This window comes from Paenibacillus caseinilyticus (genome assembly GCF_027533645.1).
In the GTDB taxonomy this organism is placed as follows: domain Bacteria; phylum Bacillota; class Bacilli; order Paenibacillales; family NBRC-103111; genus Paenibacillus_G; species Paenibacillus_G caseinilyticus.
Window position 1 is genome coordinate 80,426 of record NZ_JAQAGY010000002.1, and the last position, 25,289, is coordinate 105,714.

19 protein-coding genes and 2 pseudogenes are annotated in these 25,289 nt (G+C 52.3%); 17 read left to right on the forward strand and 4 right to left on the reverse strand.

Annotated elements, in window-relative coordinates; genetic code table 11:
- Nucleotides 1–485 precede the first annotated feature (485 nt).
- The 5 genes and pseudogenes from O9H32_RS03250 to O9H32_RS03270 form a co-directional block, all read left to right on the forward strand.
- Nucleotides 486–1,622: an ankyrin repeat domain-containing protein gene (locus O9H32_RS03250; protein ID WP_269864380.1), complete on the forward strand. Its 1,137-nt coding sequence runs from the start codon at nucleotides 486–488 to the stop codon at nucleotides 1,620–1,622.
- A 122-nt stretch (nucleotides 1,623–1,744) separates the two neighbouring features.
- Entirely contained in the window at nucleotides 1,745–2,224 is a 480-nt protein-coding gene (locus tag O9H32_RS03255; RefSeq protein WP_269864382.1) for a DinB family protein, read from the forward strand.
- Nucleotides 2,225–2,576: 352 nt separating this feature from the next.
- Nucleotides 2,577–3,569, forward strand: a complete 993-nt coding sequence (locus tag O9H32_RS03260) for a YiiG family protein (RefSeq protein WP_269864383.1) — start codon at nucleotides 2,577–2,579, stop codon at nucleotides 3,567–3,569.
- Nucleotides 3,570–3,888: 319 nt separating this feature from the next.
- Nucleotides 3,889–4,864, forward strand: a pseudogene (locus tag O9H32_RS03265) (RNA-guided endonuclease TnpB family protein).
- Between the two features lie 131 nt (nucleotides 4,865–4,995).
- Nucleotides 4,996–5,208: pseudogene (locus O9H32_RS03270) on the forward strand (GrpB family protein); the annotation flags it as partial.
- Between the two features lie 192 nt (nucleotides 5,209–5,400).
- Here the strand turns inward: O9H32_RS03270 and O9H32_RS03275 are convergent.
- Nucleotides 5,401–6,240, reverse strand: a complete 840-nt coding sequence (locus O9H32_RS03275; protein ID WP_269864384.1) for an SDR family NAD(P)-dependent oxidoreductase — start codon at nucleotides 6,238–6,240, stop codon at nucleotides 5,401–5,403.
- Nucleotides 6,241–6,400: 160 nt separating this feature from the next.
- On the opposite strand from O9H32_RS03275, the gene O9H32_RS03280 reads away from it, so the two are divergent.
- The 8 genes from O9H32_RS03280 (at nucleotide 6,401) to O9H32_RS03310 (ending at nucleotide 13,226) form a co-directional block, all read left to right on the forward strand.
- A complete protein-coding gene (locus O9H32_RS03280; RefSeq protein ID WP_269864386.1) occupies nucleotides 6,401–7,294 on the forward strand; it encodes a LysR family transcriptional regulator in 894 nt (297 codons plus the stop codon).
- A 440-nt stretch (nucleotides 7,295–7,734) separates the two neighbouring features.
- On the forward strand, nucleotides 7,735–8,823 hold the full coding sequence (gene tnpB, locus O9H32_RS03285) for an IS200/IS605 family element RNA-guided endonuclease TnpB (protein ID WP_269864387.1): 1,089 nt from the start codon (nucleotides 7,735–7,737) through the stop codon (nucleotides 8,821–8,823).
- Between the two features lie 117 nt (nucleotides 8,824–8,940).
- Nucleotides 8,941–9,120 carry a DUF4083 family protein gene (locus O9H32_RS32850; RefSeq protein ID WP_406627250.1) on the forward strand — a complete coding sequence of 60 codons (180 nt, stop codon included), beginning with the start codon at nucleotides 8,941–8,943 and terminating at the stop codon, nucleotides 9,118–9,120.
- Between the two features lie 161 nt (nucleotides 9,121–9,281).
- Nucleotides 9,282–9,941, forward strand: coding sequence for a Type 1 glutamine amidotransferase-like domain-containing protein (locus O9H32_RS03290; protein WP_269864388.1), 660 nt, complete (start codon nucleotides 9,282–9,284; stop codon nucleotides 9,939–9,941).
- A gap of 65 nt (nucleotides 9,942–10,006) precedes the next feature.
- Nucleotides 10,007–10,333 (forward strand): hypothetical protein, encoded by a 327-nt coding sequence (locus O9H32_RS03295; RefSeq protein ID WP_269864389.1) that lies wholly within the window; start codon nucleotides 10,007–10,009, stop codon nucleotides 10,331–10,333.
- A 514-nt stretch (nucleotides 10,334–10,847) separates the two neighbouring features.
- Nucleotides 10,848–11,246: an Imm10 family immunity protein gene (locus tag O9H32_RS03300; protein WP_269864390.1), complete on the forward strand. Its 399-nt coding sequence runs from the start codon at nucleotides 10,848–10,850 to the stop codon at nucleotides 11,244–11,246.
- Between the two features lie 403 nt (nucleotides 11,247–11,649).
- Entirely contained in the window at nucleotides 11,650–12,333 is a 684-nt protein-coding gene (locus O9H32_RS03305) for a DUF3888 domain-containing protein (protein ID WP_269864391.1), read from the forward strand.
- A gap of 500 nt (nucleotides 12,334–12,833) precedes the next feature.
- Nucleotides 12,834–13,226: a hypothetical protein gene (locus tag O9H32_RS03310; protein ID WP_269864392.1), complete on the forward strand. Its 393-nt coding sequence runs from the start codon at nucleotides 12,834–12,836 to the stop codon at nucleotides 13,224–13,226.
- 255 nt (nucleotides 13,227–13,481) lie between these two features.
- On the opposite strand, the gene O9H32_RS03315 is transcribed toward O9H32_RS03310, so the two are convergent.
- On the reverse strand, nucleotides 13,482–14,369 hold the full coding sequence (locus O9H32_RS03315; protein ID WP_269864393.1) for a helix-turn-helix domain-containing protein: 888 nt from the start codon (nucleotides 14,367–14,369) through the stop codon (nucleotides 13,482–13,484).
- A 199-nt stretch (nucleotides 14,370–14,568) separates the two neighbouring features.
- Between O9H32_RS03315 and O9H32_RS03320 the strand changes: the two genes are divergently transcribed.
- Nucleotides 14,569–15,264, forward strand: coding sequence for a rhamnogalacturonan acetylesterase (locus O9H32_RS03320; protein WP_269864394.1), 696 nt, complete (start codon nucleotides 14,569–14,571; stop codon nucleotides 15,262–15,264).
- A 256-nt stretch (nucleotides 15,265–15,520) separates the two neighbouring features.
- On the opposite strand, the gene O9H32_RS03325 is transcribed toward O9H32_RS03320, so the two are convergent.
- On the reverse strand, nucleotides 15,521–16,693 hold the full coding sequence (locus tag O9H32_RS03325; RefSeq protein ID WP_269864395.1) for a MalY/PatB family protein: 1,173 nt from the start codon (nucleotides 16,691–16,693) through the stop codon (nucleotides 15,521–15,523).
- 206 nt (nucleotides 16,694–16,899) lie between these two features.
- On the opposite strand from O9H32_RS03325, the gene O9H32_RS03330 reads away from it, so the two are divergent.
- From O9H32_RS03330 to O9H32_RS03340, 3 genes are all read left to right on the forward strand, one after another.
- Complete coding sequence (locus tag O9H32_RS03330; RefSeq protein WP_269864396.1) at nucleotides 16,900–18,402, forward strand: alpha-N-arabinofuranosidase; 1,503 nt, start codon at nucleotides 16,900–16,902, stop codon at nucleotides 18,400–18,402.
- Entirely contained in the window at nucleotides 18,399–18,686 is a 288-nt protein-coding gene (locus O9H32_RS03335; protein WP_269864397.1) for a DUF6171 family protein, read from the forward strand. Before O9H32_RS03330 ends, O9H32_RS03335 begins: the two co-directional genes overlap by 4 nt.
- Nucleotides 18,687–19,524: 838 nt before the next feature.
- On the forward strand, nucleotides 19,525–21,150 hold the full coding sequence (locus tag O9H32_RS03340) for a response regulator transcription factor (protein ID WP_269864398.1): 1,626 nt from the start codon (nucleotides 19,525–19,527) through the stop codon (nucleotides 21,148–21,150).
- 825 nt (nucleotides 21,151–21,975) lie between these two features.
- On the opposite strand, the gene O9H32_RS03345 is transcribed toward O9H32_RS03340, so the two are convergent.
- Nucleotides 21,976–25,230 carry a glycoside hydrolase family 48 protein gene (locus O9H32_RS03345; RefSeq protein WP_269864885.1) on the reverse strand — a complete coding sequence of 1,085 codons (3,255 nt, stop codon included), beginning with the start codon at nucleotides 25,228–25,230 and terminating at the stop codon, nucleotides 21,976–21,978.
- Nucleotides 25,231–25,289 lie beyond the last annotated feature (59 nt).

Consider the following 25,289-nt stretch of genomic DNA (forward strand, 5'->3'; position numbering starts at 1 on the left):
ATATACCCCGATACAACTTATTCTGGAGAGGTTGGGGCATATGAGCTTGAACAATATCTGCTGTCCGTGCCTCACTTTACTAAAGAAAGCTATCTGAAGTTCAACAGGGTCATCAATAGTGAATCATTAGATTAACTGGAATCTTGGCGAATTCCCAAGGGAATTATGCATTCGTGTCTCTAAATGAATTGAGGAGATTATCGAGATCGATCACCCTATGGACATGGATGATGAATTCGAAGAGGCGATATCTCAAGTTGCCTCGGATATTGCTGGAAAGTTTGCATGGCTGGTTGAGACCAGGTGAGGAAAAAGGCTTTGGGGGACGTTAGTTCAACGATCCAGGATCAGTTTGCCGAGGCATCTGCTCCATTTTTTCAATATTGGGATTGTCGTTTATTAGGTTAGGAGTGAATTCGAAAAGCAATACTCAATACCTGTGGCATCTGAGTCATTTTTTTATTAATGTCGGATTGGTAACAGCAATGCAATTAAAGTGGGTAAAGCATTTTTTTGCGTGGAATATAGGTAAGGAAAAATCGGAGGAGCTTATGAAGGACTTTTTAGAAGAAGTACAAAAGTGTTTGAAGGAAAATGATTACAGTAAGTTCACGGATACGCTGGAAAAATACAAATATCCCGCAGGCTCTGTGTTACCGTTTCAGGTGCTGGGGAAAGCGCTGGAATATAACCGAATAGGTTGGGCTTCCCATATCCTGGACAGCTACAGCATTGATAGTATAAATGATAAAGAAGAACCCGTAATCACCGCGGCCGCTCGATATGGGAATAGGGCGATTTTCGAAAAACTCTTAGCGCATGGAGCAGATCTCCATGCACTGAATCATGTAAAAACATCCGCTATCTGGAGAGCCCTTTCTTTTAAAAATTATAAAGGTGTTCGTGCTTTGATTGAGCTGGGCTTCGATTTGAAATCGAATGGCGGGAATGCTCTTCGAACTGCATCTTGGGATGGTAAATTTGAAATGGTCCGTTTGTTCGTCGAACATGGGGCGGATGTCAATTTCAATGGTCCGGATCAGGTTTTTCCATACTGTACGACTCCTGTCCAAATGGCTGCGAATGGAAATCACTTTGAAATCGTTACCTATTTGGTGGAGCACGGCGCGGACGTGACGATGAAGGATAAGTACGGGAATCGTGCGTTTCTGGAGGCGAAACGGCATAAAAATACAGAAATGATGGAGTATATTAAGCAGTTTGAACCGTCCATTTGGCATGAAGCGGATCAACGGGCTGCAGAACTCAAGAAAATGGGATTACCCTCTGACATCATGAAGTGGCTTGGAACCGAAAATCGCCGCATTGACCTTCCTGAGACATGTCCCGCCCAATACATCGAGTTCGAAACGATATTTGACGTTAAGCCTATAGAGTGGCAGGGTAGAGTTTTTTGGGACTTAACGAAAGAAGTTGAGGGCTATGGCAGCACAGGTTTTGTCATTTGGATCCCTGATCAAAAATGTCTAGGGAGCTTCGATGTGGAGCATGAAGAACTGTACACTTATGGAGGCCTGAAGTGGAACCAATTCATTAAAAAACTACCAATTGTTGTAGATATCGTGTTGGACGGTCTTCCGATCGACGAACTTATGGAGTAATATGCAAAATGATTCCAATACTACAGGCTGCACACGGAGGGGCGTTGGTTGTCATGCCGATGCGTGTTACAATCAAAGGGTATATAAGGTAAGAGATCAGGGATAATGGAGGTCGAACGGACATGCAAACGATTCGAAACTTGTTCGCACACTTGGATTGGGCGAACCGTAAGCTGCTTGAGGCACTGCAAGCCGCGCCTGCGGAAGAAGCCAGTAAGGCATCGGTTCTGTTCCTGCACGTGCTTCAAGCGGAGCACATCTGGCTGACACGTCTTCGCGGGGAGAGCAGCGAGGGTCTCGCACTATGGGTAGACCCTGTTGATCTTGCCGTTTGCGCTGCGCTGATCGACGCGAATGGAGATGGCTACCGGGCTTATCTCGACGCTTTGCCCGAAGATCGATTGGATAAGCCGATCGCCTATCGCAGTCAAGCCGGAGCACCGTTCGAGTCGTCCCTGCGGGACATATTGATCCATGTGGCCCTGCACGGCCAGTACCACCGCGGGCAGATCAATGCCGCGCTCCGCGCAGGCGGGATAGAGCCGGCCGGTGTGGATTACATCCTGTACGCTCGCTCGGTGCAAACGTTTGGCCCCGTGTAATACGGCCCCTAAGTCTGTTGGTTGAGCCATTCCATCAACCTGCCTCCCACTTCAAGGTATCTTTTGTAGGTAAGTTCAATTCGGAGCGAAGTTGAAGCCAAAATGGAGTCGTGTCGTGCGATTCTCAACTCTCGGGAGAACATTAGTGGAATAATCAAGGGAGCAGATCGCCGTGATATGCTCCCTGATTATATTGAAACTTGGGTTGGAAAAATTACATTGGACGCTTGGGAAAATTATGTAACACAATCCTGTTGCAAATTTTGCTACTCAAGACTCAAGACCTATTCACCAAATCATTCTAGAATTCAATAGGTATGTTTCACAATTACTTAGTCGGAGGAATTACTTTGTGAGAAAGCTATCATTTTTTATTGCCATTATCGTGTTAGGTGCCATGTTGTCCGCTTGTTCTGCCATTTCATCCACCGTGAATCAAGCGGCTGCGGGCGTTACGCCGGGCGAGAGCAAAGAAATCGAGAAATACAATGCGTATGTGGGGCTCAATAACTTGATGACGGGCCGAATCAATGAGGTTCTGAATCATTATTTCGAGAAGTTCGGAGTGGATCAACAGCCTGTAATCGAGAAGAACCTGAGCTTTATCATGATCGGCGTTGCCGCAACGGAGCGGGAAGTTATTGATAAAGCGAACGGCTATACCGCAAGCCAACCTGCTTTTGCGAACGCGGATCCTGTAGTGAACAAACTGACACCGGTCATCAAAGATCTGTTGTCCGTTCTGGACGATCTGAAAGCCTACTATGATAGTAAAGGCTACGTGGATGATGATTTCGCAAAAGGAAAACAGCTGCATACCAAGCTAGTAAGTGCCCATACCGCATACGAGACTGTCGCCAAACAATACTTCACGGCTATGCAAAAATTGGGTAACGAGCAGCGTCAGGCCGAACTGCAAAAACTCAAGGATGCAGGCCAGCAGAGCCGGTATAATGCCCTGAAGTTCATGATCGATGCCGAGGCTGCAGCCATTGAAATGGATGAGCAGGGAATCAGCGCCGGCAATGTGCTGCAGCTTGATATGACGAAGTTTAAAGCCAAATACGACATCATGACTGAAGATCTGAATACGCTCATGACAATCGCAAAGGACAAGGAACGAATGCAAAAAGAAGGGGTAAATAGCTTCAGCATCGAGAACTTTGTGCATTCAGCCACCGAGGCAAAAGCGGCCGCTTCGAAAATCATTGAACGCATCAATAAGAAGCAGCCTGTATCGGATTCTGACCTGAAGGGCCAGTTCCTGCACACGACGGATGGTACACCTGAGAATTTCAATTATCTGCTAAGCAAGGCAGTCGAAAGATATAATGAAATGAATTAAGCGTATCTGGCAATGGAGGCTTCGGAATCAAAATACGGAGTCCCGGTAACGAACAAGCCTTGTCCGCGCACGCCCAGTGCCCAAAGTTCGCGGATTCGGGTGCGTACCTGTTTCCGGCGTACAGCTCTATATTTTTAGAAAATGACAGGAGGAGCGGCTTGCCACGGCAAACTGCTCCTCCCTATTTATCGTTGTCACAAGCGAGAATACCCTGACTTCAAGCGTTAGCTAAGTGGGGGATGAATCGCGTTTTTTGCGACCAATCCGAACGTAAGTGCTATAATGTTTCTATACTCACTTTGAAAGGAGGGTGTGCGGCATGCTAATACATAAAGCCTATAAATACCGCATCTATCCGTCGAAAGAGCAACAAACGCTTATCCACCAGATGTTTGGCTGTTGCCGTTTTGTGTTCAATCACTTCTTAGGGAAGTGGAATGATACCTATGCGGCAACAGGGAAAGGCTTGTCGTACAATACATGTGCCACGCAGCTGCCGGCACTGAAAACCTCCTTTGAATGGCTTAAAGAAGTGGACAGCATTGCATTACAATCGGCTGTGAAGCACGTTGCTGACAGCTTTAACCGATTTTTCAAAAAGCAAACTCTGGGCACCACGCTTTAAAAGCCGCAAGAATCCTATTCAAAGCTATACAACCAAGTATACGAATGGCAATATTGCAATCCAAGGCAACCAAGTCAAGCTTCCGAAGCTGGGCTGGGTTCGTTTTGCGAATTCCAGAACCTGCGGAGGACGCATTCTTTCCGCTACGGTACGACGAAATGCGGTGGGCAAGTATTTCGTATCGCTTGTTTGTGAAGTAGAGCAGCAACCCTTGCCGCCAGCCGATAAGCATATCGGTATTGATCTTGGCTTAAAAGAGTTTGCGGTCTGTTCGGACGGACTGCGAGTTGCACGCCCAAAGGCTTTCCGCAAATACGAGAAGAAGTTAGCCTTCCAGCTGTCCACGAAACTGATTCGTGAAAACCAAACGATCAGCATCGAAAGCCTGCAAGTGGGGAGTATGCTCAAAAATCATAAGCTGGCAAAATTCATCGCAGATGCATCCTGGAGTGAATTTGCAAGGCAGCTTACCTATAAGTCCGAATGGTATGGACGCATCCTAAAGGTGGCGGACACGTACGCAGCAACCAGCCAAACGTGCCATGTGTGCGGCTTTGTGAATCCAGCAGTCAAGCAGCTATCCGTTCGGCAGTGGAGCTGTCCATCCTGTGGTGCTTTGCATGATCGGGACGAAAATGCCGCCCGAAATATAAAAAAACTCGCTGTATAGCGGCTCTGTAAAGCTGTGGGAACCACAGTTTCGCTTGGCATACAGCTTAGTGCTGTATAGTTTGAACCAGTAGGTTCGATTATCCAAGAATCCCCCAATTCAAGCGTTAGCTAAGTGGTGGGAGTGTTCAACAAGCCGATCATCCTCAAATGGAACGGCATTTAATATTCAGAGACTACTTGAGAAGTCATCCGGAAGAAGTCGCAAGATATAGCCGATTCAAGGAAGAAGTAGCTCAACGCTTTGAAAACACAAGTGAATATAGTCCAGCAAAGAAGGCCTTTGTAACGAGAATGGAGCAGCTTGCGATTGCATGGTTTGCAGAAACTCAACAAAGTAAATAACTCAGTTAATTCAACAACAAGGGAAGCATATCACCGCAGTAGCTGCTCTCTTCTTCATTGAAGTATTGGGCAGAAGAGTTGAATTGAAGTCTACGTATCGGCTCAGTTGGAAGCATTGCAAAAGGCAAACAGGGAACAGACTGCCTTGTTGGCAGCTGCCCCCTGTTTCTTTACTCTTTGCTAATTCCAAATCTAACGGCGGCTTATCGGCGTTCCTTGTGCTCCGTTCGAAACAGCTTCCCATGTCTCCCAAGTGGCTAAACGATCAGCATAGACTCCGCGCACCAAAGGCAAGACCCCTGCGCCGACCGCAAACCGCAGAGGCGGATCCTCGGCGTCTACGATTTGAAGAATCGCTTCGGCCGTCGCATTCGGATTGCCCCGTTCTTCTGTCGATAAACGAGCGGACACCCGATCTCGAAGTTCAGCATAGACTTCCAATCCCTGGGATGTCCTCATGGACAGGGGGCTTCCAAAGTCAGTTGCAAAGGCGCCCAGCTCGAGCAGCGTGACCTTAATGCCGAAGCTTTTAACCTCTTGAGCGAGGCTGTCGTGTAATGCTTCGACAGCCCATTTGGACGCGCAATAGAAGCCGATGAGCGGCACCGCAACAATCCCCATGGCACTTGAGACGCCGAGAATGTGCCCGCTGCCCTGTAGTCGAAGCAGAGGCAGGGCAGCTTGGATGACACGAAGCGTACCAAAGTAATTGGTGTCAAATAGTTCGCGGACGTCGGATTCGTCAGCCTCCTCAGTCGTGCCAACCAGTGTGTAACCGGCATTGTTTAGGACGACGTCCAGTCTGCCGAAATGCGCATGAGCCTGCTGAACGGCATGCCGGGCCTGCTCCGAATCTGTTACATCGAGCGCTAGGGGGAGAACAGCGTCTCCAAAACGTTCCTTAAGCTCGGCGATGCTTTCCGGTGTCCGAGCGGTCGCGGCAACCTTATCCCCTCGGGAGAGTGCGGCCTCCGCCCAAATGCGTCCTAATCCGCGAGAGGCTCCTGTAATGAACCAGACTTTGTTTTCCATAGTATTCTCCTCCAATACAGTTCTGTGTGCAGCTTTGTTAAAGCTTCTGTTTTCTCTTTCGTTCTTCTATCATGTTACGGCTTATCAGCTTGATACGGAATTTCAAATAAGTTAGCATGGTATTAACTTATGGTTTATGCAAAAGGAGGAGCCCGCCTGAATGATTGAGCAACTGAAGACGTTTGTTCAAGTGGCGGAGTCCGGAAGCTTTTCTAAGGCAGCCGAAAAGCTTTTTATTTCTTCAACCGCTGTGATGAAACAAATGAATTTGTTGGAAAAGCAAACCGGAGTCCCACTTTTTATCCGTACCAACCACGGTGTCAGCCTCACAAAGGCAGGAACAGCTTTTATCAAAGATGCGGAACATATGCTGCAGTATTTTCAAGAATCTCTGATCCGCATGCATCACTCCGCACAGGCCAATCGGCATATTGTTCGGGTGGGTACTTCGATGCTTAACCCCTGTAAGGTTTTGATTGATATGTGGAATGGAATTAGCGACCTATACCCTCAATTCGGAATAAACATCGTTCATTTCGAAGATGACGCACATACACTCCCAACCACTTACCGCATGATTGGCCAATCGCTCGATATCATTGCGGGGCCATTGCTTACAGATAACTCCAAGGATTACTACCGTGTGCTTGAACTGGGGAGTTACCGCGTTTGCTTTGCCGTATCCCGGCAACATAGGCTGGCTTCAAGAAAAACACTTTCTGTCAAAGATTTGTATGGGGAAAGATTGGCTGTAGTGAATGGTGGGAATAGTGCCGTCATTCATGACATACGTGATTTCCTAAAAATGAAACATCCTCAAATACAAATTAAGGATGTTCCGCGTCTCTATGATCTTGATGTGTTTAATCGCTGCGAGGAAAGTAATACGGTTATGTTAACATTGGAGGCGTGGGCAGATATTCATCCATCCTTGGTGACGATCCCTAGTGATTTAGATTTCGCAGTTCCCTATGGTTTACTATATCCCTTACATCCATCCAAGGAAGTTGGTCAATTCTTAGAAATCATAAAAGAGATGCAAGGTAATGTTTAACCTAAGGTTGAGTGATGTCGAGGCGCACTGTGTAAAAGAGGCACAAAGTAAGTTCAACTAAACGGGAGACGATAGTTCCAATGCAGCCCAATAAACCAAACTTGTCATTGAGGCCGACGGTGTGGATCGGGGTATAGCGCGGCCTCCGGGTGACTGAAGTCTCTTTGCCATGCCGTCAAGGGTTGATTCAAGGTGGGGGGAGGGCATTAAAGCTATCATCAGTAAAGATTGCAAATAGATGGATATTTCTGTATCGTTAAGAGAAAATCAAAAATAAGGAGACCATGTGGAGAAATGTCCTTTTCGTTTATCCTACCCAAGCGAGAATACCCCGACTTCAAGCGTTAGCTAAGTGGGGGATGAATCACGTTTTTTTGCTATCAATCCGAACGTATGTGCTATAATGTTTCTATACTCACTTTGAAAGGAGGGTGTGCGGCATGCTCATACACAAAGCCTATAAATACCGCATCTATCCGTCAAAAGAGCAACAAAGGCTTATCCACCAGATGTTTGGCTGTTGCCGTTTTGTGTTCAATCACTTCTTAGGGAAGTGGAATGATACCTATGCAGCAACAGGGAAAGGCTTGTCGTACAATACATGTGCCACGCAGCTGCCGGCACTGAAAACCTCCTTTGAATGGCTTAAAGAAGTGGACAGCATTGCATTACAATCGGCTGTGAAGCACGTTGCTGACAGCTTTAACCGATTTTTCAAAAAGCAAACCCAAGCTCCACGCTTCAAAAGCCGCAAGAATCCTATTCAAAGCTATACAACCAAGTATACGAATGGCAATATTGCAATCCAAGGCAACCAAGTCAAGCTTCCGAAGCTGGGCTGGGTTCGTTTTGCGAATTCCAGAACCTGCGGAGGACGCATTTTTTCCGCTACGGTACGTCGAAATGCGGCGGGTAAGTATTTCGTATCGCTTGTTTGTGAGGTGGAGCAGCAATCCCTGCCGCCGGCCGACAAGCATATCGGTATTGATCTTGGCTTAAAAGAGTTTGCGGTCTGCTCGGACGGAATGCGAGTTGCAAGCCCAAAGGCTTACCGCAAATACGAGAAGAAGTTAGCCTTCTGGCAACGGCGCATGAGCCGCCGCACCCAAGGTGGATCGAACTGGCATAAAGCCAAAATCAAGGCAGCTCGTATCCATGAGAAAATTGCAAATATGCGCCAAGACTTCTTGCACCAGCTGTCCACGAAGCTGATTCGTGAAAACCAAACGATCAGCATCGAAAGCCTGCAAGTGGGGAAGATGCTCAAAAATCATAAGCTGGCAAAATTCATCGCAGATGCATCCTGGAGTGAATTTGCAAGGCAGCTTACCTATAAGTCCGAATGGTATGGACGCATCCTAAAGGTGGCGGACACGTATGCACCAACCAGCCAAACGTGCCATGTGTGCGGCTTTGTGAATCCAGCAGTCAAGCAGCTATCCGTTCGGCAGTGGAGCTGTCCATCCTGTGGTGCTTTGCATGATCGGGACGAAAATGCCGCCCGAAATATAAAAAAACTCGCTGTATAGCGGCTCTATAAAGCTGTGGGAACCACAGGTTCGCTTGGCATACAGCTTAGTGCTGTATAGTTTGAACCAACAGGTTCGATTATCCAAGAATCCCCCGCTTCAAGCGTTACCTAAGTGGTGGGAGAGTTCAAATCTGGTATTATTCAAATCCTTTATTTTGCCTTTATACTGCTCATTGTTTTTGCGATAGTGAAAGGGATACAGTATTTAAACTGGAAGAAAAAGGCTGATGTAGAAATAGGGCGAAAACTTGATGAAATAATTCATCTATTACGGAATGATCGGCACCACTATTAGGTGTCTTTTTTTATGTCGCTATTTACAACGACGGGTATTTAAATACGTGTTCGCTCAGCTCACGAAGAACGTTGGCACAATGGAGGACTAGGGGGCGGCTGGCAGGGTGATCGGCCGTCTGTCTCTGTTGAGATTATATTTAACCCAGAAAGCGGTGGGCCATGAAGATTATGCTAACGTCGAACGGAATAAGTAACAATCGTATCAGAGAAGAGCTAATTCAATTGCTGGAATTACCAATTACCAGCAGGCGAGCTTGCATAATTACAACAGCTTCGAATCATAAAGAAAAGAGCTATGGGGCAACTCTAGCGAATCAATTATTTCAGAATCTTGGATTCGTTCGTACGGACTTTCTTGACGTTCAATATGAGAGCCCTAATATACTTTGGGAATATGATGTGATCTATATAAACGGGGGGAACCCTTTCTTTCTGTTGCTTTGGTTGTATAAAAGCAATGCAATAGAAACGCTTAGAAATGTAGCACTTCGAGATAAAATAATAATTGGGACTAGTGCGGGGGCTATGGTGCTTGCTGATTCAATTAAACATGTGAATCAGTTAAATGTAATTGCAGGGTATGATCCCATGGATGTAGATGAGCTAAGCGATCATAGTGCCGTTGGGTTAGTAAAGATAAACGTAGTTCCTCATTACAATCGATTCATGGATGCCAATCCTCAATTTGAAACGAAACTACAACAACTCGAACAACAAACTAATATTGGATTTGAAAGATTGGCGGATGGTGAAGCCATCGTTATTGATGGGGATACTGTCAAGAAATTAGCTAATTGCTCAACTAACGAGGAACGTTAGTAAAATGGAATAAACGAAGGCCACCGGCTAGCTAAACCGCTGCCTTCGGGATTGGAGGGGTGATTTTGAGAATTTTGGAGATAACTTCAGAAGGCTTTAGCTTTATTGATAATAGCGGTAAGGAATCATCAGTGGATTTTAAGGAATGTAATGAAAACTGGGTCAGCTACCACAAGCGGAAGAACAATTGGTTGGATGTAGAGGCCCAGGAGTTTCGCAATCAAAGTAAGTGTGTCGGTCAACGTGATATCTGTGCCAAGCCTTGCTTCTTTACATTTTTCACTAAGCCCTTCACCAAGATTGAGTTCACCGGTCTGAATGCTGAGTGCAAGTTCAGGGATTTGCAGACAAAAATAATTGAGGTAGGTTGGACCACATTTGATTTGAGTTAATTGAACTATCTGGAGAACGATAGCTGAATAAACCACTGCAGCAGCTGGTCATGCGATCGGCTGCCCCTAGTCTAGTTAATACCGAACAGAAGTATGGTTCTAGGGTTAGTCAACGAAAGCGATAAGGAGATCGAGTTATTAGAAATTGAACTACAAGGCTTTGAAGGTATTAAGTTAACTGGTCTAACAATTGATGGGAAACCCATTACTCCCCTGCTAATACCGAGTCACAGAGTCTATACGAGTTATTCCTACAAGGGAATTAAGCACAAACAGATAGTAAGAATGCCTGTAGCTCAATTACGCTAATTACAACAGCTTCGAATCATAAAGAAAAGAGCAGTGGGGCAACTCTAGCGAATCAATTATTTCAGGATCTTGGTTTCGTTCGTACGGACTTTCTTGACGTTCAATATGAGAGCCCTAATATACTTTGGGAATATGATGTGATCTATATAAACGGGGAGAACCCTTTCTTTTAACTTAAGCGGAAATAAGGTGGAGGGATATACACTTGTTCATTCAATACGCCCATTTTTTATATTCGAATTTTGATGAAGAGATGGAGGTTGTACTAGTTGGTTTTGCCGATCAAGAATTTGAAACAAAAGAATATATACTTCTTCAGAGATCTACAGAGAGCGATGACCAAGACAAGGCTCTAGGGCTTGATAAAGTACATATCACCATAAATGGAGAAGATTGTTCAGACTACTGCGATATAAAAGAAATAATTTTACGTAGTGACTCATTAGAGATCATCCTTGATGACTCAACAGTCAAAGTGCTGCAAATACCAAATCACATTGCAATTAGGTTCAATGTTGCCGTAGATCAACTTCAAGCAATAAAAAATCATCTTGAACTTATGTTTCGAAATGAGCCTGAAACACTAAAGTGTATTGATATGTAGCAAGTGTGCTATCGAGCTGTCCAGGAGACGTTAGTTCAATAAGCGCAGCAGGCCACGGCAGCTACTCCCTGTTTTTAAGTCTTCTTTATAGGAATGTTGAGGGGAGCCCGTTAATCATTCAACATCGAGGAACTGGAACACTGATCAAAACAACAGGCAGATTAAAACCTCCCCTTAGAAGCTAACTAGAATTAATTGCTTCTAAGAGGGAGGTTTTGTTATGAAGTAAGTGTGTTGTCGGTGTTGTATGAAACTGACAAATGCATTCAAGGATTCAGTCCGAAAACATTGAAAGGCATACGCTCTTCAACACGAAATATTGATGCTGGAGCTTTGTTTGCAACAAACAGTACATTGACTTCGTTAATTGGATATAATTTGGAATTCAAGAGGAGAGGACGAATTGAAAAAACATTTTATTGCAGGTTTATTGTGTGGTGCCTTCTTAATGACAACCGCTTCTGTATTTGCTTCGAGTGTAATTGAAGCAACAATCTTTCCGAGTAAAGTCACTTTTTTTCTAGCTAACGGGCTCTCCAAAGTAGTAGAACTACAGGAAGGTGAAGAGGTGATTAGCTATAATAGCAAGGCATATGTACCTCTTCGTTTATTCGCTGAGAGCAGCGGTGCTCTTGTGAAATATACACAAGCCTCTCCTGAGACGGATAACAAACATAAAATAGATGTTCACTATGTTGCTGAAGAGGCTCTTTCAGCGCAAGCTTCAAATGTAACTGATCATGCGGACTCAAGGGAACTGCAGCTTCAAGATATGCTTGTTTTAATTCTACTTCCGCATATGGAAGAGAAGCTTGCTGAGGTGTACTCAGAGGTAATTTCAATACCACCAGTCGTCCCTCCGTATTCTGTAAATGTGAAGAACATTGAAAGGGTAGCTGGTTTCCGTGGTTTTGATTTTTTAATCACAATCGCTGCTCAACCAATAGTCGGCCCTCATATATCTGTCGGTGAAGATATACTTACATATCGGATATCATCCGCTGGAGTTGAATTTAAAAATGTTGAACATCTCAGAGGACCCAATAAGGATGACTTCCTCCCGAATTATCAGAATCTTTTGAAGTAACGAAGAAGCTTGCTCAATAACCGCAATTATGAAAAGCATTAAAGCAAAGCATCTTTTCGCAATATACTTAAAGACAGGGTGCCTAATTGGATATATGGTTTATGTGGTTTTAGTAGGCTTGTATAAAAAACGAACAAAGGGTTTTGAACATTAGGCTAACGAAAGAACCCGGTCGTGAAGACCGGGTTCGGTGATGCTTTCATAATATTTAATGCGAATTATTTTTGCACGCTAGGTCTTCCTTGATCGTTTGGGTCGTTAGAACGTGACGGGCTATTCTTTGGGTTGTTTTTATCGGGTTTGGTTTTAGTGCTCATTTTATAGTCCACCTCCTTTGTTATCCATAAAGAGTATTTCTCCAAACCGTTATCCTTATCAAGAATAATGTGTTTATCCCTGAAGGGTAACAGCATCTAGCATTTCCTGATGTTAAATGCCCAGCTACCTAGATCATTCCAAATATTGGAAGTTTTCTGAAGCTATAAGGTAAGGGGGCTAGTATGGGAAGAAAGCGCATGGGCATGCTCATTATGGTTATAATGCTCTCCGGTCTATTGCTGGTATTGAATCAAAGGGGGACATCGGAGGTGAAAGCCGAAGTCGCCACCTTTTATGAGTTATTCAGCCGTAAAGATTTTGGCTCACTGTATCATAAGGTCTCCCCTTCCAGCCATGGTGAACTAATGAACTATAGATGGCAGTACGGCGAGATGAAGAACTACAAAATTGTGAGTATATGGGGTCTCAGCCCTACCAAGAAGAAAGTAAAGGTACGAGTTGTTACCACAAATGAGAAAGACAAGGAGATTACGGACACCTTCATTCTGAAGAAAGAGCGAGGGCTGTGGCTGCTGGATGACTATGATAACAATCTGGGAATCATAGGTCCGTAGAAACTAAGTATAAATCAGAAAGGTAGAAGCCGGGACTGTTTGTACATCGTTGACTTGTAAACGAGTAACATTGTCGGTTAAATGCCTTACTTAAAAGAGCGCTCCCGCGCCTTCGCTTGGGCTACGCCCTACTCCTTATATTCAATTTTCCAATGATACTAAAGAACGTACGCGGGTAGCTTGTAGTTCTTAATCAAGGTGCTTATTTTAACCTAAGCATTAAGAAAACCCTTTATTTTCACAGGAAATGGGGGCCTACCCCCGGGGCGCTTTCGGTTCCCGCAGCTCCTGTTGATGTTTGCGATACTGCAGCGGCGGCAGGCCGACGATTTTTTTGAACGTCGTATTGAAGTGGGAGATATGCCGGAAGCCGGTCTGCTCCGCGATCGAGATCGTCTTGTCGCGGGTCTCTCTCAGGCGGCGCTGGGCCTCCTTGACCCGGATCTGCAGCAGGTATTCCCGGAAGTGGTAGCCGGTGATCTTCTTGAAGACGCGGCTCAGATAGGACGGGGAGATGAAGAAGCGGCTGGCGACCCCGTCCAGGGTCAGCTCTTCGTAATAGTGCCGGGCGAGGTAGGCGGCGATCTCCGAGATTTTCCCGTGCATGGGATGCGTATACTGGGGAGGGGAGGGACTGAGGCTCTCCCGCAGATAGTCCCGGTGGATGCGGACGAGCAGCTGGGCGAGGGCCGCCTTGACGCAGGTCTCATGGCCGGCCTGGGCTTCGGCGCACTCCGTATACATCTGCCGGATGAGCCCCTCGACGGCGGTCTGCTCTTTGAGCGGAAGCCGGAGCAGCTTCGAGCCTTGGGCGAAGGGCAGCAGCTCCGAAGCGGTACCCGCCGCGTACAGCGGCAGTGCGAACTCAGGCGTAAAGTTGATCAGCATGCGTTCGAATCCGGGCACATCGGAGGAAGATGTATGATGAAGGTCGTGCGGATTGACGATGACGAGGTCGCCTTGCCGCGCTGTGTAGACCGTATCGTTGATGAAATACACCCGTTCGCCCCCGAGCAGATAGAAGATTTCATAGTAGGAGTGCAGGTGGCGGCGGGGCATAGCGTAATAGCCTTTGTAGTTCATATATTGGATGGCGAAGGATTCGTCCTCCAGCGTATACTTCTGCGAGTAAACGTCGTTCATGGGAGCCTCCTTGGCTGGCAGTTAGGTGAAGAAGGACAAATAAATGAAAGAATAGCTCCGATAGGGCAGGAAGATAGAATTAATTTTCTTATAGATGTACTACAATGAATAGAGTCTGAGGACTCAAAATACAGGGTCTTACAAAGGGACCGGCATGAGGGCCGGGATGAATGGAGCTGGCATACGAATGAGTGGGACAATGACCAAACCCGTTACGGTATATATTGCCGGCGATTCGACCGCCGCGAATTACCCGGAGGAGAAGAGGCCGATGTCGGGCTGGGGCGAGTGGATCGGCTCCTACTTGACGGGCGGGGTGCGGATCTGTAACGAAGCTCGCAACGGGCGGAGCTCGAAGAGTTATATCGGCGAGGGACACTTCGACCGGATTGCGGCGGGAATCGGCGAGGGAGACTATCTCCTGGTCCAATTCGGGCATAACGACCAAAAGCCGGACGAATCGCGGCATACAGACCCCGGCTCCACTTACGAGGAGCATTTGCTGCGTTATATTGAGATGGCGCGCGGCAAGGGGGCGTATCCCGTGCTGCTGACCTCGGTAGAGCGGCGGGCATTCGATGAAGCGGGCGTGCTTGTGCCGTCGCATGGGGAGTACCCGGATGCGGTGCGGCGCTTGGCGGAGGCACAGAGGGTGCCGCTGCTCGATCTGTGTCACTTCACGCAGAGGGCGTACCGGAAGCTGGGGTCAGAAGCGTCCAAAGGCTGGTTCGTCTGGCTGGAGCCGGGCGAGCATCCGAACTACCCCGAAGGGGAGCGGGACAACACGCACTTCAACGAGCTCGGGGCCCGAAATGTGGCAGGGCTGGTGGCGCAAGCGCTGGCGGCGTCGGACAGTTCGCTTGCCGGATATCTGAAGACGGGATCCGGGGGCTGAAAAGGCAGCGGGCGGCGAAGGCCGGAGAGCTGGACGAGGGGCCGCCTCACCCTGAACGAAGCGGGGCGCAAGGGCACCGCTTGCAGCGAGGGCGGGCAGTATCGTAGGACAGCAGGACCGGCTGGCTGCACGTCCGGCTGCGGACCATAGATGCAGAGGGCTGGCGCCGGGCCGGCTGGAGACGACAAACAAGCCGTACGAAAGCAGAATGTTCCTGCTTCCGTACGGCTATTCGCTTTGCTGCAGCGGCCCCCGCTTACTGCGGAACAGCCGCTCCGCAGAAGCGCAGCAGCGCCTCTTCGAGGATGGAGCGCGGGCAGGCCAGGTTGATGCGCAGCCAGCCTTCGCCCTCCGTGCCGAAGACAGAGCCTTCGCTGAAGGCGACCTTGGCGCGGTTGAACATCAGGTCCTTGAGTCCCGGGATGTCCAGGTTCAGCGCGCGGCAGTCCACCCACAGCAGGTAGGTGCCGTCAGGACGGAGCGGCTTCACCTCCGGCAGATGCTGAGCCAGGTAGCCGATCGCATACTCGAGGTTGCCCTCGACGTAAGCGAGCATCTCGTCGAGCCAAGCTTCGCCTTCGTTGTAGGCCGCTTCGACTGCGTCCTGCGCGAAGTGGCTCGCCATATGGATGCTCAGCGTCTTGATCCGGTGTTCGAGTCGGCGTCTTAAGGAAGGGTTCGAGGTGACGACATAGGACGTATGCAGGCCCGGCAGGTTGAAGGTCTTCGTAGCCGCAAGACATGTCAGCGTAATGTCGGCGAGCTCGGGCGACAGGGACGCGAACGGGATATGCTTGTGGCCGGAGAGGGCCAGGTCGCAGTGGATCTCGTCGGAGACCACCGTCACACCGTATCTCAGGCACAGCTCGCCGAGGCGCAGCAGCTCCTCACGCTCCCAGACGCGGCCGCCCGGATTATGCGGGGAGCACAGCAGCAGGAGCTTGGCCCCTCCTTGGAACAGGGACTCCAAGTGGTCGTAGTCCATCTCGAACCGGTTGTTCCGGATGACGAGCGGGTTCTTGGCGACCTTGCGGCCGTTGCCCAGGATGACGTCATAGAACGGATAGTAGACCGGCGACTGCAGGACGACCTCGCCGCCGGGCTCGGTGAACAGCTCGACGGCCAGGCTCAGGGAAGTCACGATGCTCGGGGAATCGGTGATCCACCCGGGCTCGATCGTCCAGCCATGGCGGCGCTTGTACCAGTTCACGATGCTGCCCAGGTAGCCTTCCGTCCGGACGGCATACCCGTAGACGCCGAGTGCGGCGCGCTTCTCGAGCACCTCACGGACCGCAGGCGGCGCAAGGAAGTCCATGTCCGCTACCCACAGCGGGAGAATATCCGGGTTGCCGAACAGCTTGGCACCTTGATCCCATTTGTAAGAACGGGTGTTGCGTCGGTCAATAAGTCGGTCAAAATCATAAGTCAACGGGAGTCACCTCATCTACTGTTCATCGTATTCGTATTGCTCAAAACGGAGTAAAGCCTGGCTCGATTATATCACGATTCGGGTGGAAAAGGGTTCCTCTATTCCTTATTGACACTGTCGAGCGGGCTTGATACTATGTTAATGAAAATGTGAATGACTTAATAATTACATTAATCTAATTCCCGCCAGGGACAGGAGGAAACCTTGTGAGCGCTTCAGCCAATCGGGTCATCATCCAGACGGACATCAATAGAGGGACCATTAACCCCAACATTTACGGGCATTTTGCAGAGCATCTCGGACGCTGTATTTATGAAGGATTCTGGGTAGGCGAAGATTCTCCGATCCCGAATACGAACGGCATCCGCAATGACGTGGTGGAAGCGCTTCGAAAGCTGAACATTCCCGTGCTCCGCTGGCCGGGCGGCTGTTTTGCCGACGAGTACCACTGGAAGGACGGCATCGGTCCGCGCGGGCAGCGCAAGGAGATGGTCAACACCCACTGGGGCGGCGTGACCGAGAACAACCACTTCGGCACGCACGAATTCCTCATGCTCTGCGAGACGCTCGGCTGCGAGCCGTACATTTCGGGCAATGTGGGGAGCGGCACGGTCCAGGAGATGTCCGAGTGGGTCGAGTACATGACCTTCGAAGGCGTGTCCCCGATGTCGAAGCTTCGCAAGGAGAACGGGCGCGAGGAGCCTTGGGCGCTGAAATATTTTGGCGTGGGGAACGAGAACTGGGGCTGCGGCGGGAACATGCGTCCGGAATATTATGCGGATCTATACCGGCAGTACCAGACCTACGTGCGCAATTACGGGGAGAACAAGATCTACAAGATCGCCTGCGGCCCGAATTCGGATGACTACAACTGGATGGATGTCGTGATGCGGGAAGCGGGCCGGTATATGGACGCGATCTCCGTGCATTACTATACGGTACCGGGCACGTGGCAAGAGAAGGGCTCTGCGACGGAGTTCACGGAAGAAGACTGGTTCGTAACCATGAAGAAGACGCTGCATATGGACGAGCTGCTCACGAAGCACAAGGCGATCATGGACCGCCACGATCCGGACAAGCGGGTGGCGCTCATCGTCGACGAATGGGGCACCTGGTTCGATGTCGAGCCCGGCACGAACCCAGGCTTCCTCTACCAGCAGAATACGATGCGCGATGCGCTCGTGGCGGGTCTGAACCTGCACCTGTTCCACAACCACAACGACCGCGTGCAGATGGCGAACATTGCCCAGACGGTGAACGTGCTGCAGTCCGTGATCCTGACCGAGGGCGCCAAGATGGTCCTGACGCCAACCTACCATGTGTTCGATATGTACAAGGTACACCAGGGAGCGGAAAGGCTGGAGACCCACGGTACGTTCGCTTCGTATGCACAGGGTGGCGAGGAGCTGGAGCAGGTGTCGGTGTCCGCTTCGCGGGACGCACAGGGACGGATTCACATCTCGCTGTGCAATCTCGATCCGGGCTCGGAGGCGAAGGTCGAGCTCGATCTTCGCGGGCTGGCCGGCGGCTATGCCGTCAGCGGCACCGTGCTTGCTTCAACCGACATGCAGGATCATAATTCGTTCGATGAGCCGGACAAAGTCGCTCCGCAGGCTTACCATGGGGCTGAACAAAGGGAAGGCGGCCTGACGGCCGTGCTGCCCCCGATGTCTCTGGTGGTACTCGAGCTGAAAGAGGAAGGACTGTGAGTACGCCCCGAGGCTGCCGCAGCTGCTCGGATGCGTACAAGGTGACGCAGGAGGGGATCGCACGGGTGCTCGCCGCACCCGTCTTCCGCTCCGAGGCTGCGGTGCCGGACGGCGTGTACGAGCAGCGGCTGGCCGCGTGCGACAGCTGCCCGCAGCTCACCCTGAGCAGCATGACGTGCAAGGTGTGCGGCTGCTTCGTGCAGGTGCGGGCGAAGCTGAGGGCCAATGACTGCCCGAATCCGGCGGGCTCCCGCTGGCAGCAGGCCGTTGCCGAGGCAGGGTAGAAGGCGGAACGGCCCGCGGGGCGCAGGGGCTGGGCGCCGGTGCGAAGCTTATTGGGGCGGAGGAGCGCCGCGGGTGAGGCGATAGCGGGCGGTAAGGGCGGGTGCGGCCGGGCGCGAGCCGGGAACGGTCAGCCTGCACCGGGCCGGGCGTCAGGCGGTTGCGTGTGCAGCTGATTGCAGCGAAGGGCATCGGCGGTTGGGTGAAGTGCGCTGCTGCCGCCGGGCACAAGCGCCGGGAACGGTCAGCCTGCACCGGGCGTCAGGCGGTTGCGTGTGCAGCTGACGACCGTGCAGGGCATCAGCCGTTGGGTGAAATGCGCTGCTGACGCCGGGCACAAGCGCCGGGAACGAGGCCGGCCTACGTCAGGCGGTTGCGTGTGCAGCTGACGACCGTGCAGGACATCAGCCGTTGGGCGAACTCGCAAGATGCCGCCCTTTGGCGATTTGACCGGTATTCCAAGCAGGCTTGCTGCCGGAGACGGTTAAAGATTAGCTGAAGCAGACCTTCCGAATCGGGAGGTCTGCTTTTTGCTGTAATGATGTAATTATGATATGATACGATCACTAAATTTTGGGGTATTTTCCCTTTTATAAACCTTTATAATAAAATATGTAAACGCTTACTAAATCAATTTACATAGCATGTCAAGGCAAGGAAAGCCTGCGCCAATCACTTGATTTAATTATTGCAGTACAAACTATAGTATTTTTGGTAACCCTTTATTTACCATAAAAGGTATAATTGAATGTAAGGAGGGTTCACGAGATAAATGTAAGCGGTTCATTGGTCTGTCCAAATGATCTCAGATGAGCTTAGTCACGAAGGGAGGCTGGGTGATTGTATAACTTGCTGGTGGTCGATGACGAGCAGTATGCGGTGGCCGGGATTATCCGGACCATCCGGGCGTCGGATCTGGAGATCGGAGGGATCTTCCGGGCGTACGGGGTTCATGAAGCGAAGACGGTGCTTCAGGAAACGGGGATTGACCTGCTCATCTGCGATATCGAGATGCCAGGAGATAACGGTCTGGAGCTGCTGCGCTGGGTGAACCGGGCGTCCCCGCACACGCAGACGATCTTCCTGACCGGCCACGCTGAATTCTCCTATGCCCAGGCGGCCCTGCAGCTCGGCTGCGCGGATTATCTGCTGAAGCCGGTGGGGCATGACAAGCTGCGCGAGACGGTGGCGCGGGAGCTCGATAAGATCCGGCTGCGCGGCGAGTCTGTGGACAAGGAGGCGGTCGCCGAGAAGTACCGGAGTCTCTGGGAGTCCCGCAAGGGGCTGCTCGTCGAGCGGTTCTGGTACGATCTGCTCAAGCGCCGCGAATTTCCCACCGCCGAACGGCTGCAGGAGATTCTGTCGACCTACGGCCTGGCTCTAGAGAAGCCGGGCGGCATCCTGCCGATCCTGCTGAGCATCGAGCAGTGGAAACGCCCGCTGTCCGGCGCAGATGAGGAGATCATGAAGTACGCGCTGCGCAACGCTGCGGCGGAGCTCATTCTGGGCGGCTGGGAGGGGACGGTGCTGCAGAACCCGTCGGGCAGCAATATCGTGCTGGTCTATGACGGGGGCGAAGCCTATGCCGACAAAGAGGAGCTGGCGGCCAGGTGCGAGCGGTACATCCTGGCATGCTCGGATTACTTCTACTGCAAGCTGTCATGCTATATCGGCACGCCGACCTCGATCCGTGACCTGCCAGATGCCCACGCCCGGTTGACGGGGAGCGTCCGCAGCCAGGCCGCGCGTCCGCCGGCGGTCGCTTTCCTGGAAGCGCTGGTTCCCCAGCCGCCGACCGTGCTGGTGCCGCTGTCCTGGTACACCGAATTGTCCGTGCTCTTCGAGTCGGGGCAATGCGACGAGGTTATGCAGGCGCTCGGGGAGCAGTTCGAGGCCTTCGAGTCGCAGCCGCTGACCCCGGAGTCGCTGGGCGCCTTCTATCACGCCTTCCTTCAGACGATCTACCATACGCTGCACAAGAACGGCCTGTCGGTCCACGACGTGTATGCGGCCCCCGAGCTGCACGACATGCTCTCCGCGACGCGATCGCTCGGCGACCTGCGTGCCTGGGCGGTCCGGGTCGTCACCGAAGGAATGGCCGGCCTGCAGGCGGCCAAGAAGATCGAAGGGCCGGTGGTCGAGAAAGTACGGCGCTTCATCGACGACCACCTGGCGGAGGAGCTTACGCGCGAAGAGCTGGCGGCTTACGTCCACTTCCATCCCTCTTACCTCTCCCGCCTCTTCAAGCGGACGACCGGCTTCTCCCTGACCGGCTACATACTGGAGAGGCGCATGGACAAGGCCAAGCGGCTGCTCGCCGAGTCGACGCTGCGGGTGAGCGATATTGCCCAGACGGTCGGCTACAGCAATTTTTCGCATTTCACGAAGCTGTTCAAAAAGTCGACAGGCCTGACGCCGCAGGACTACCGGAGGAAGAGGAGAGAGGAGGGAGGAATGTCTGGTTAAAACGCAGGAGGAGGCGAGTTCATAATCATCATTCAAGTAACCATGGATTCCGGGCATGAATAGAGGCAGCGGCATTCCGTACTAGTCTGGTTGGCGGAAGTGCGGATCCGTTGCAATGAGTTACCTCGGGATGAACGAAGGAGCGGCTCATCAAGCAGCAGCCCCTTTCCCGCAGGAACCTATTGCCCGGGCTTATCCAACTCCGGCTGTGTAGTTTCATGCAGCCGAACAGACCATTCCACGTTCTTATACAGACGGCCTACCACTGTGCGTTTCAACAGAAGCTGCTCCTGTATCGTGGTGAGGCCCGGGGCCCGGAAAGCATAACCTTCCGGCGAATCTTCGCCCAGAAGGGTGAAGTCGTCCTTCCATCCGCTGCCTTGGGGTGTGGAGACTCCCCGCTTAGTGGGTTGGTATTTTCTCGTATGACCGCTTGGATCTTCTAAAGTCCACTCATCCTCGGAGAAGAAGCGCTGCACGATAATTCGAAGGAAGCTGTTGGATGAGTATCTGAAGATGGGCGCGGTTCTCATCCTCTAGCAGAACGTCTTCCGGGTTAGCGCCGAAAGTGGAGTCATAGGGGCTAGGAGTTCTATACCATATAGACGTATTCTTCCAGCAAAACTCTCACTGCTGTTATGATAATTCTGGCGGATAATTCAATAAGCATATGCGTACCCTGGGAATGGCACAGAGGGCCCATATATACGAAAACACCGGAAACCCGCATTGCGCAGGCTTCCGGTGTTTGGGCTGTGTAACGACTTTCTATAAGCTAATCAGCTGAGGAGGGGTGAACTCCCGCTCAAGTATCTCGATACGCACTTACGGCTCCACGCCCCAGATCAGCACGCCGTCCTTGTAGACGGTGACCTTGTTCCAATCCGTGAAAGCCGTCTTCGTCGGGTCGAACGAGTAATCGTTGCTCTCGTTCAGGTTCGACCAGTTGGCGCGGTTGATGCGCGTCTGGATCTCGCCGCTGCTGCCACCGGCGGCGATGGAGCCGGCACCGGTGCCGAAGCCGACTTCGAGATAGCTGTCGGCCCCCGTACGGGCGGCGGCCAGCTTGACGAACTTGCCGGTCACATTGGAGCTGCCGACCACGGCATAGTCCACGTTGAAGTTCAGCGCTTGGTCGCTGTCGGCCGTGTACCAGTAACGGATCGTGAGGGAGCTCAGCGGCACGGCGCTTGTTCCCTTGTTCACCAGGTTAAAATGCGGCTTGAACTGGTTATCCACCGGGTTCGTGTCGGCTGCACGGTACTGCAGTGACACGGCGCCCGTGCTTGCCGGAGCCTGCGGCTTGGCGCTCACTTGGGCGGAGTTCGCGCTCTCGCCTGCGGCGTTGACGGCGCTGACGACATAGTAGTACGTCGTGCCGTTGGTCACGGCGGTATCCGTGTAGCCGGTCGCCGTCACCCCGGTGGCGAGCGCCGTATACGGTCCGCCCGCCGTCGTCGCGCGCTTCACGGTGTACGAAGCGGCACCGGCGGAGGCGCTCCACCCCAGCGTGACCTTGGCGTCACCCGCTGCAGCCGTCAGGCCCGCAGGCGCTGCCGGTACGGCCGGCGTGCCGGCCTGCGGCTTGGCGCTGACCTGGGCGGAGTTCGGGCTCTCGCCAACGGCGTTGACCGCGCTGACGACATAGTAGTATGTCGTGCCGTTGGTCAGGCCTGTGTTCGTGAAGCTCGTGCCCGTCACCCCGGTGGCGACCGTCGTGTACGGTCCGCCTGCGGTGGTCGCCCGCTTCACGTTGTAGGACGCCGCGCCTGCAGAGGCGCTCCAGGTCAGCGTCGCTTTGGCATCACCTGCGGCCGCTGCGAGCCCGGCCGGAGCACCCGGCACCGACGGCGTCGTCGTGCCGCTGCCGAACAGGCGGCTGTATTCGGCGTAGGCCGTAGCCATATCCACCTGCGCCCAGAAGCGGTGATACGTGAAGGTCGGCTCGCCTTTGGTCCATTTTTTGGCGGCTTGGTCATAGGAGCTCTTATACAGGTTCTCGAGATAGGACCACTTCGGATCCTGCTTGATCTTCGGCCGCAGATCGGTGTAGGACAGGTAGACGCCATCGCCGCCCTTGGCCGGATCGGATGGAACCCCTCCGGTACCCGGCAGCGTATTGCCCTGGCCGTACGTGCCGCTCCAGCCCGACGGGAAGTAGATCTCCTTCGTGAAGTAGCGGGAATAATCGCCGCGCTTCTCGGGGACGGCGATGCCGATGCCGTCGTTGTGGTTCCAGGCGACGTTCAGCAGCTGCTCTGCCGTCGTTTTGGCCTGCGAGCCCGCCGCCGTCAGGGTACCGTTATTCTCCGCCTGTGCCCCCGCCGCATAGAAGGTGAGCAGCTTAATGTAGGAGCCGAGTACGCCGGTATCCTGGGAGGTGCCTTTGGCGATGACATGGTAATTCGGGTTGCCGGTGAAGCTGCCGAAGCCCTTCCAGGTGTCAGGCTGCCCGGTCCATTCCTGCCCGCCGAGAATGTAGAACTGCCCGGGATCCGGGGTCGTGGCCACCTGCGGGTTGGCGCCGCCGAGGATTTTTTGGCCGCTGCTGTTCAGGAAGTAGCCGTCGCTGTCGGTCACCGGTTTCTTGTCGACGAACGTGTAGGAGAGCGCCCATTTCACCCATTGGTCCATAACACGTTTGGCCATCTTGAAGTTCTCCGAGGCCGTGTCGCCCTTGGCGGCCATCGAGTAGTAGTATTCCGCGATCCGTTCGACCGGCCAGGCCTGGAAGCCGAACCAGGTGTTCGACGGCGGATCGTGGTAGACCGGCGCATCCTCGTACGCCATGCCGTAGAAGGTGCTGACGCCGGCAGGGTAAGGCGCATACGTGCCGCCCTTGCTGTTGGTGGCGCCGCCGCCGATCCCGCCTTCGCTGGACAGAAGCCACGTATAGAATTCGAGCTGGCGCTTCAGCGAGGTTTCCCAGTCCTGTTTGGCTGTAGGCGATTTGGGAGCGAGCCCGCCCTCGGACAGGGCGTAAGCGGCCATCGGGTTCTGGTACGCCTGGTGGTTATGCGATGCGCCGATCCGCCAAGCCCAGTTCGAGCCGATGCCTCCGCCCCAAGCCGTATACCAGGCCATGAGGTAATGCGCGGAATCCTTGCCGGAGCCCGGAGCCGGCGTGCCGTCCGCCGCGCTGCCGATCTGCTGGAAGTACTTGTCGTACATGCCGTAGCGGAGGTAGTCGCCGAGCTTCTTGGCTTTTTCCAGGTAGACGGTGTTGTTGTACCCGAGGCTCTTCGCCCAGTACATGACCTGCACGACACGCGCATCCGCATCGGTCGCGTCGGTGTATCTCCACTGCTTCGCAGGGGCGCTGTTGTCCTTCACGAACAGGGTGGCGAAGCCTTCGCCCGGCTTGCCGAACTGGAATGTCTCCTGGGACGGATGAGGGATCGCTTCCCAGACGGATTCCTGCTCGCCGCGCTGGAACGTATTGATATAGTTCGCGGTATGGGAGGGGTTCAGCGGATTGCCGAAGCCGTACCAGTTGTCGGCGTCGACAAGCCAGTGCATGAGGTAAGTCTGGTTATTGCCGTAGGTCGACTTGAGCTCGGCGTCCAGCGGATCCTTGCCGGCCGTCACCGAGCTGCCGAGCTGCGAGGGGTATTGGTCGGGCTGCGGGTGCTCCGGCGCATAGGTGGCGGGGCTCGACGGGTTATAGCCGCCCATCGTCGGCTGCTCGGAGGCATTAGGAATAATGTACTTTTCCATGTTGTCCCATGCCTGCTCGAGCCGGGTCCAGTTGCCTGTATGATGTCCATAAAGCGCTTCCAACCAGAGCCAGTAGCTGTAAGTCTCGGAGGTCGTCATGTGACCGTGGTCCGGGGCTTCGCTGAGAAGCGTCTCGACCGCATGATAAGGGATGCCTTCCGGCGAGAAATACCCGTTCGCCGGGTCCTTGATCTGGTTGTACAAGGTGAGGAAGCGGGTCTTGTTCGTCGTATCCTCCGCGGCATAGGCGCGGTTCACCGGGGCGGTCAGGGCTAGTCCCGAGAACAGCGGCAGGGAGAGGGAAGAGGCGAGAAGCAGCTTGCCGAGGCGCTGGTACACTTTCGTGTTCTTCTTATTCACGATTTGAATTCCTCCTAGGAATAGTGTGGAAAGCGGAGAGTCCGGCCCTCCTTTCCGGTGCT

Coding starts and splice junctions, on each gene's coding strand:
- O9H32_RS03250 (WP_269864380.1), top strand. CDS start 486: ATGCAATTAAAGTGGGTAAAGCATTTTTTTGCGTGGAATATAGGTAAG.
- O9H32_RS03255 (WP_269864382.1), top strand. CDS start 1,745: ATGCAAACGATTCGAAACTTGTTCGCACACTTGGATTGGGCGAACCGT.
- O9H32_RS03275 (WP_269864384.1), bottom strand. CDS start 6,240: ATGGAAAACAAAGTCTGGTTCATTACAGGAGCCTCTCGCGGATTAGGA.
- O9H32_RS03280 (WP_269864386.1), top strand. CDS start 6,401: ATGATTGAGCAACTGAAGACGTTTGTTCAAGTGGCGGAGTCCGGAAGC.
- tnpB (WP_269864387.1), top strand. CDS start 7,735: ATGCTCATACACAAAGCCTATAAATACCGCATCTATCCGTCAAAAGAG.
- O9H32_RS03290 (WP_269864388.1), top strand. CDS start 9,282: ATGAAGATTATGCTAACGTCGAACGGAATAAGTAACAATCGTATCAGA.
- O9H32_RS03310 (WP_269864392.1), top strand. CDS start 12,834: ATGGGAAGAAAGCGCATGGGCATGCTCATTATGGTTATAATGCTCTCC.
- O9H32_RS03315 (WP_269864393.1), bottom strand. CDS start 14,369: ATGAACGACGTTTACTCGCAGAAGTATACGCTGGAGGACGAATCCTTC.
- O9H32_RS03320 (WP_269864394.1), top strand. CDS start 14,569: ATGACCAAACCCGTTACGGTATATATTGCCGGCGATTCGACCGCCGCG.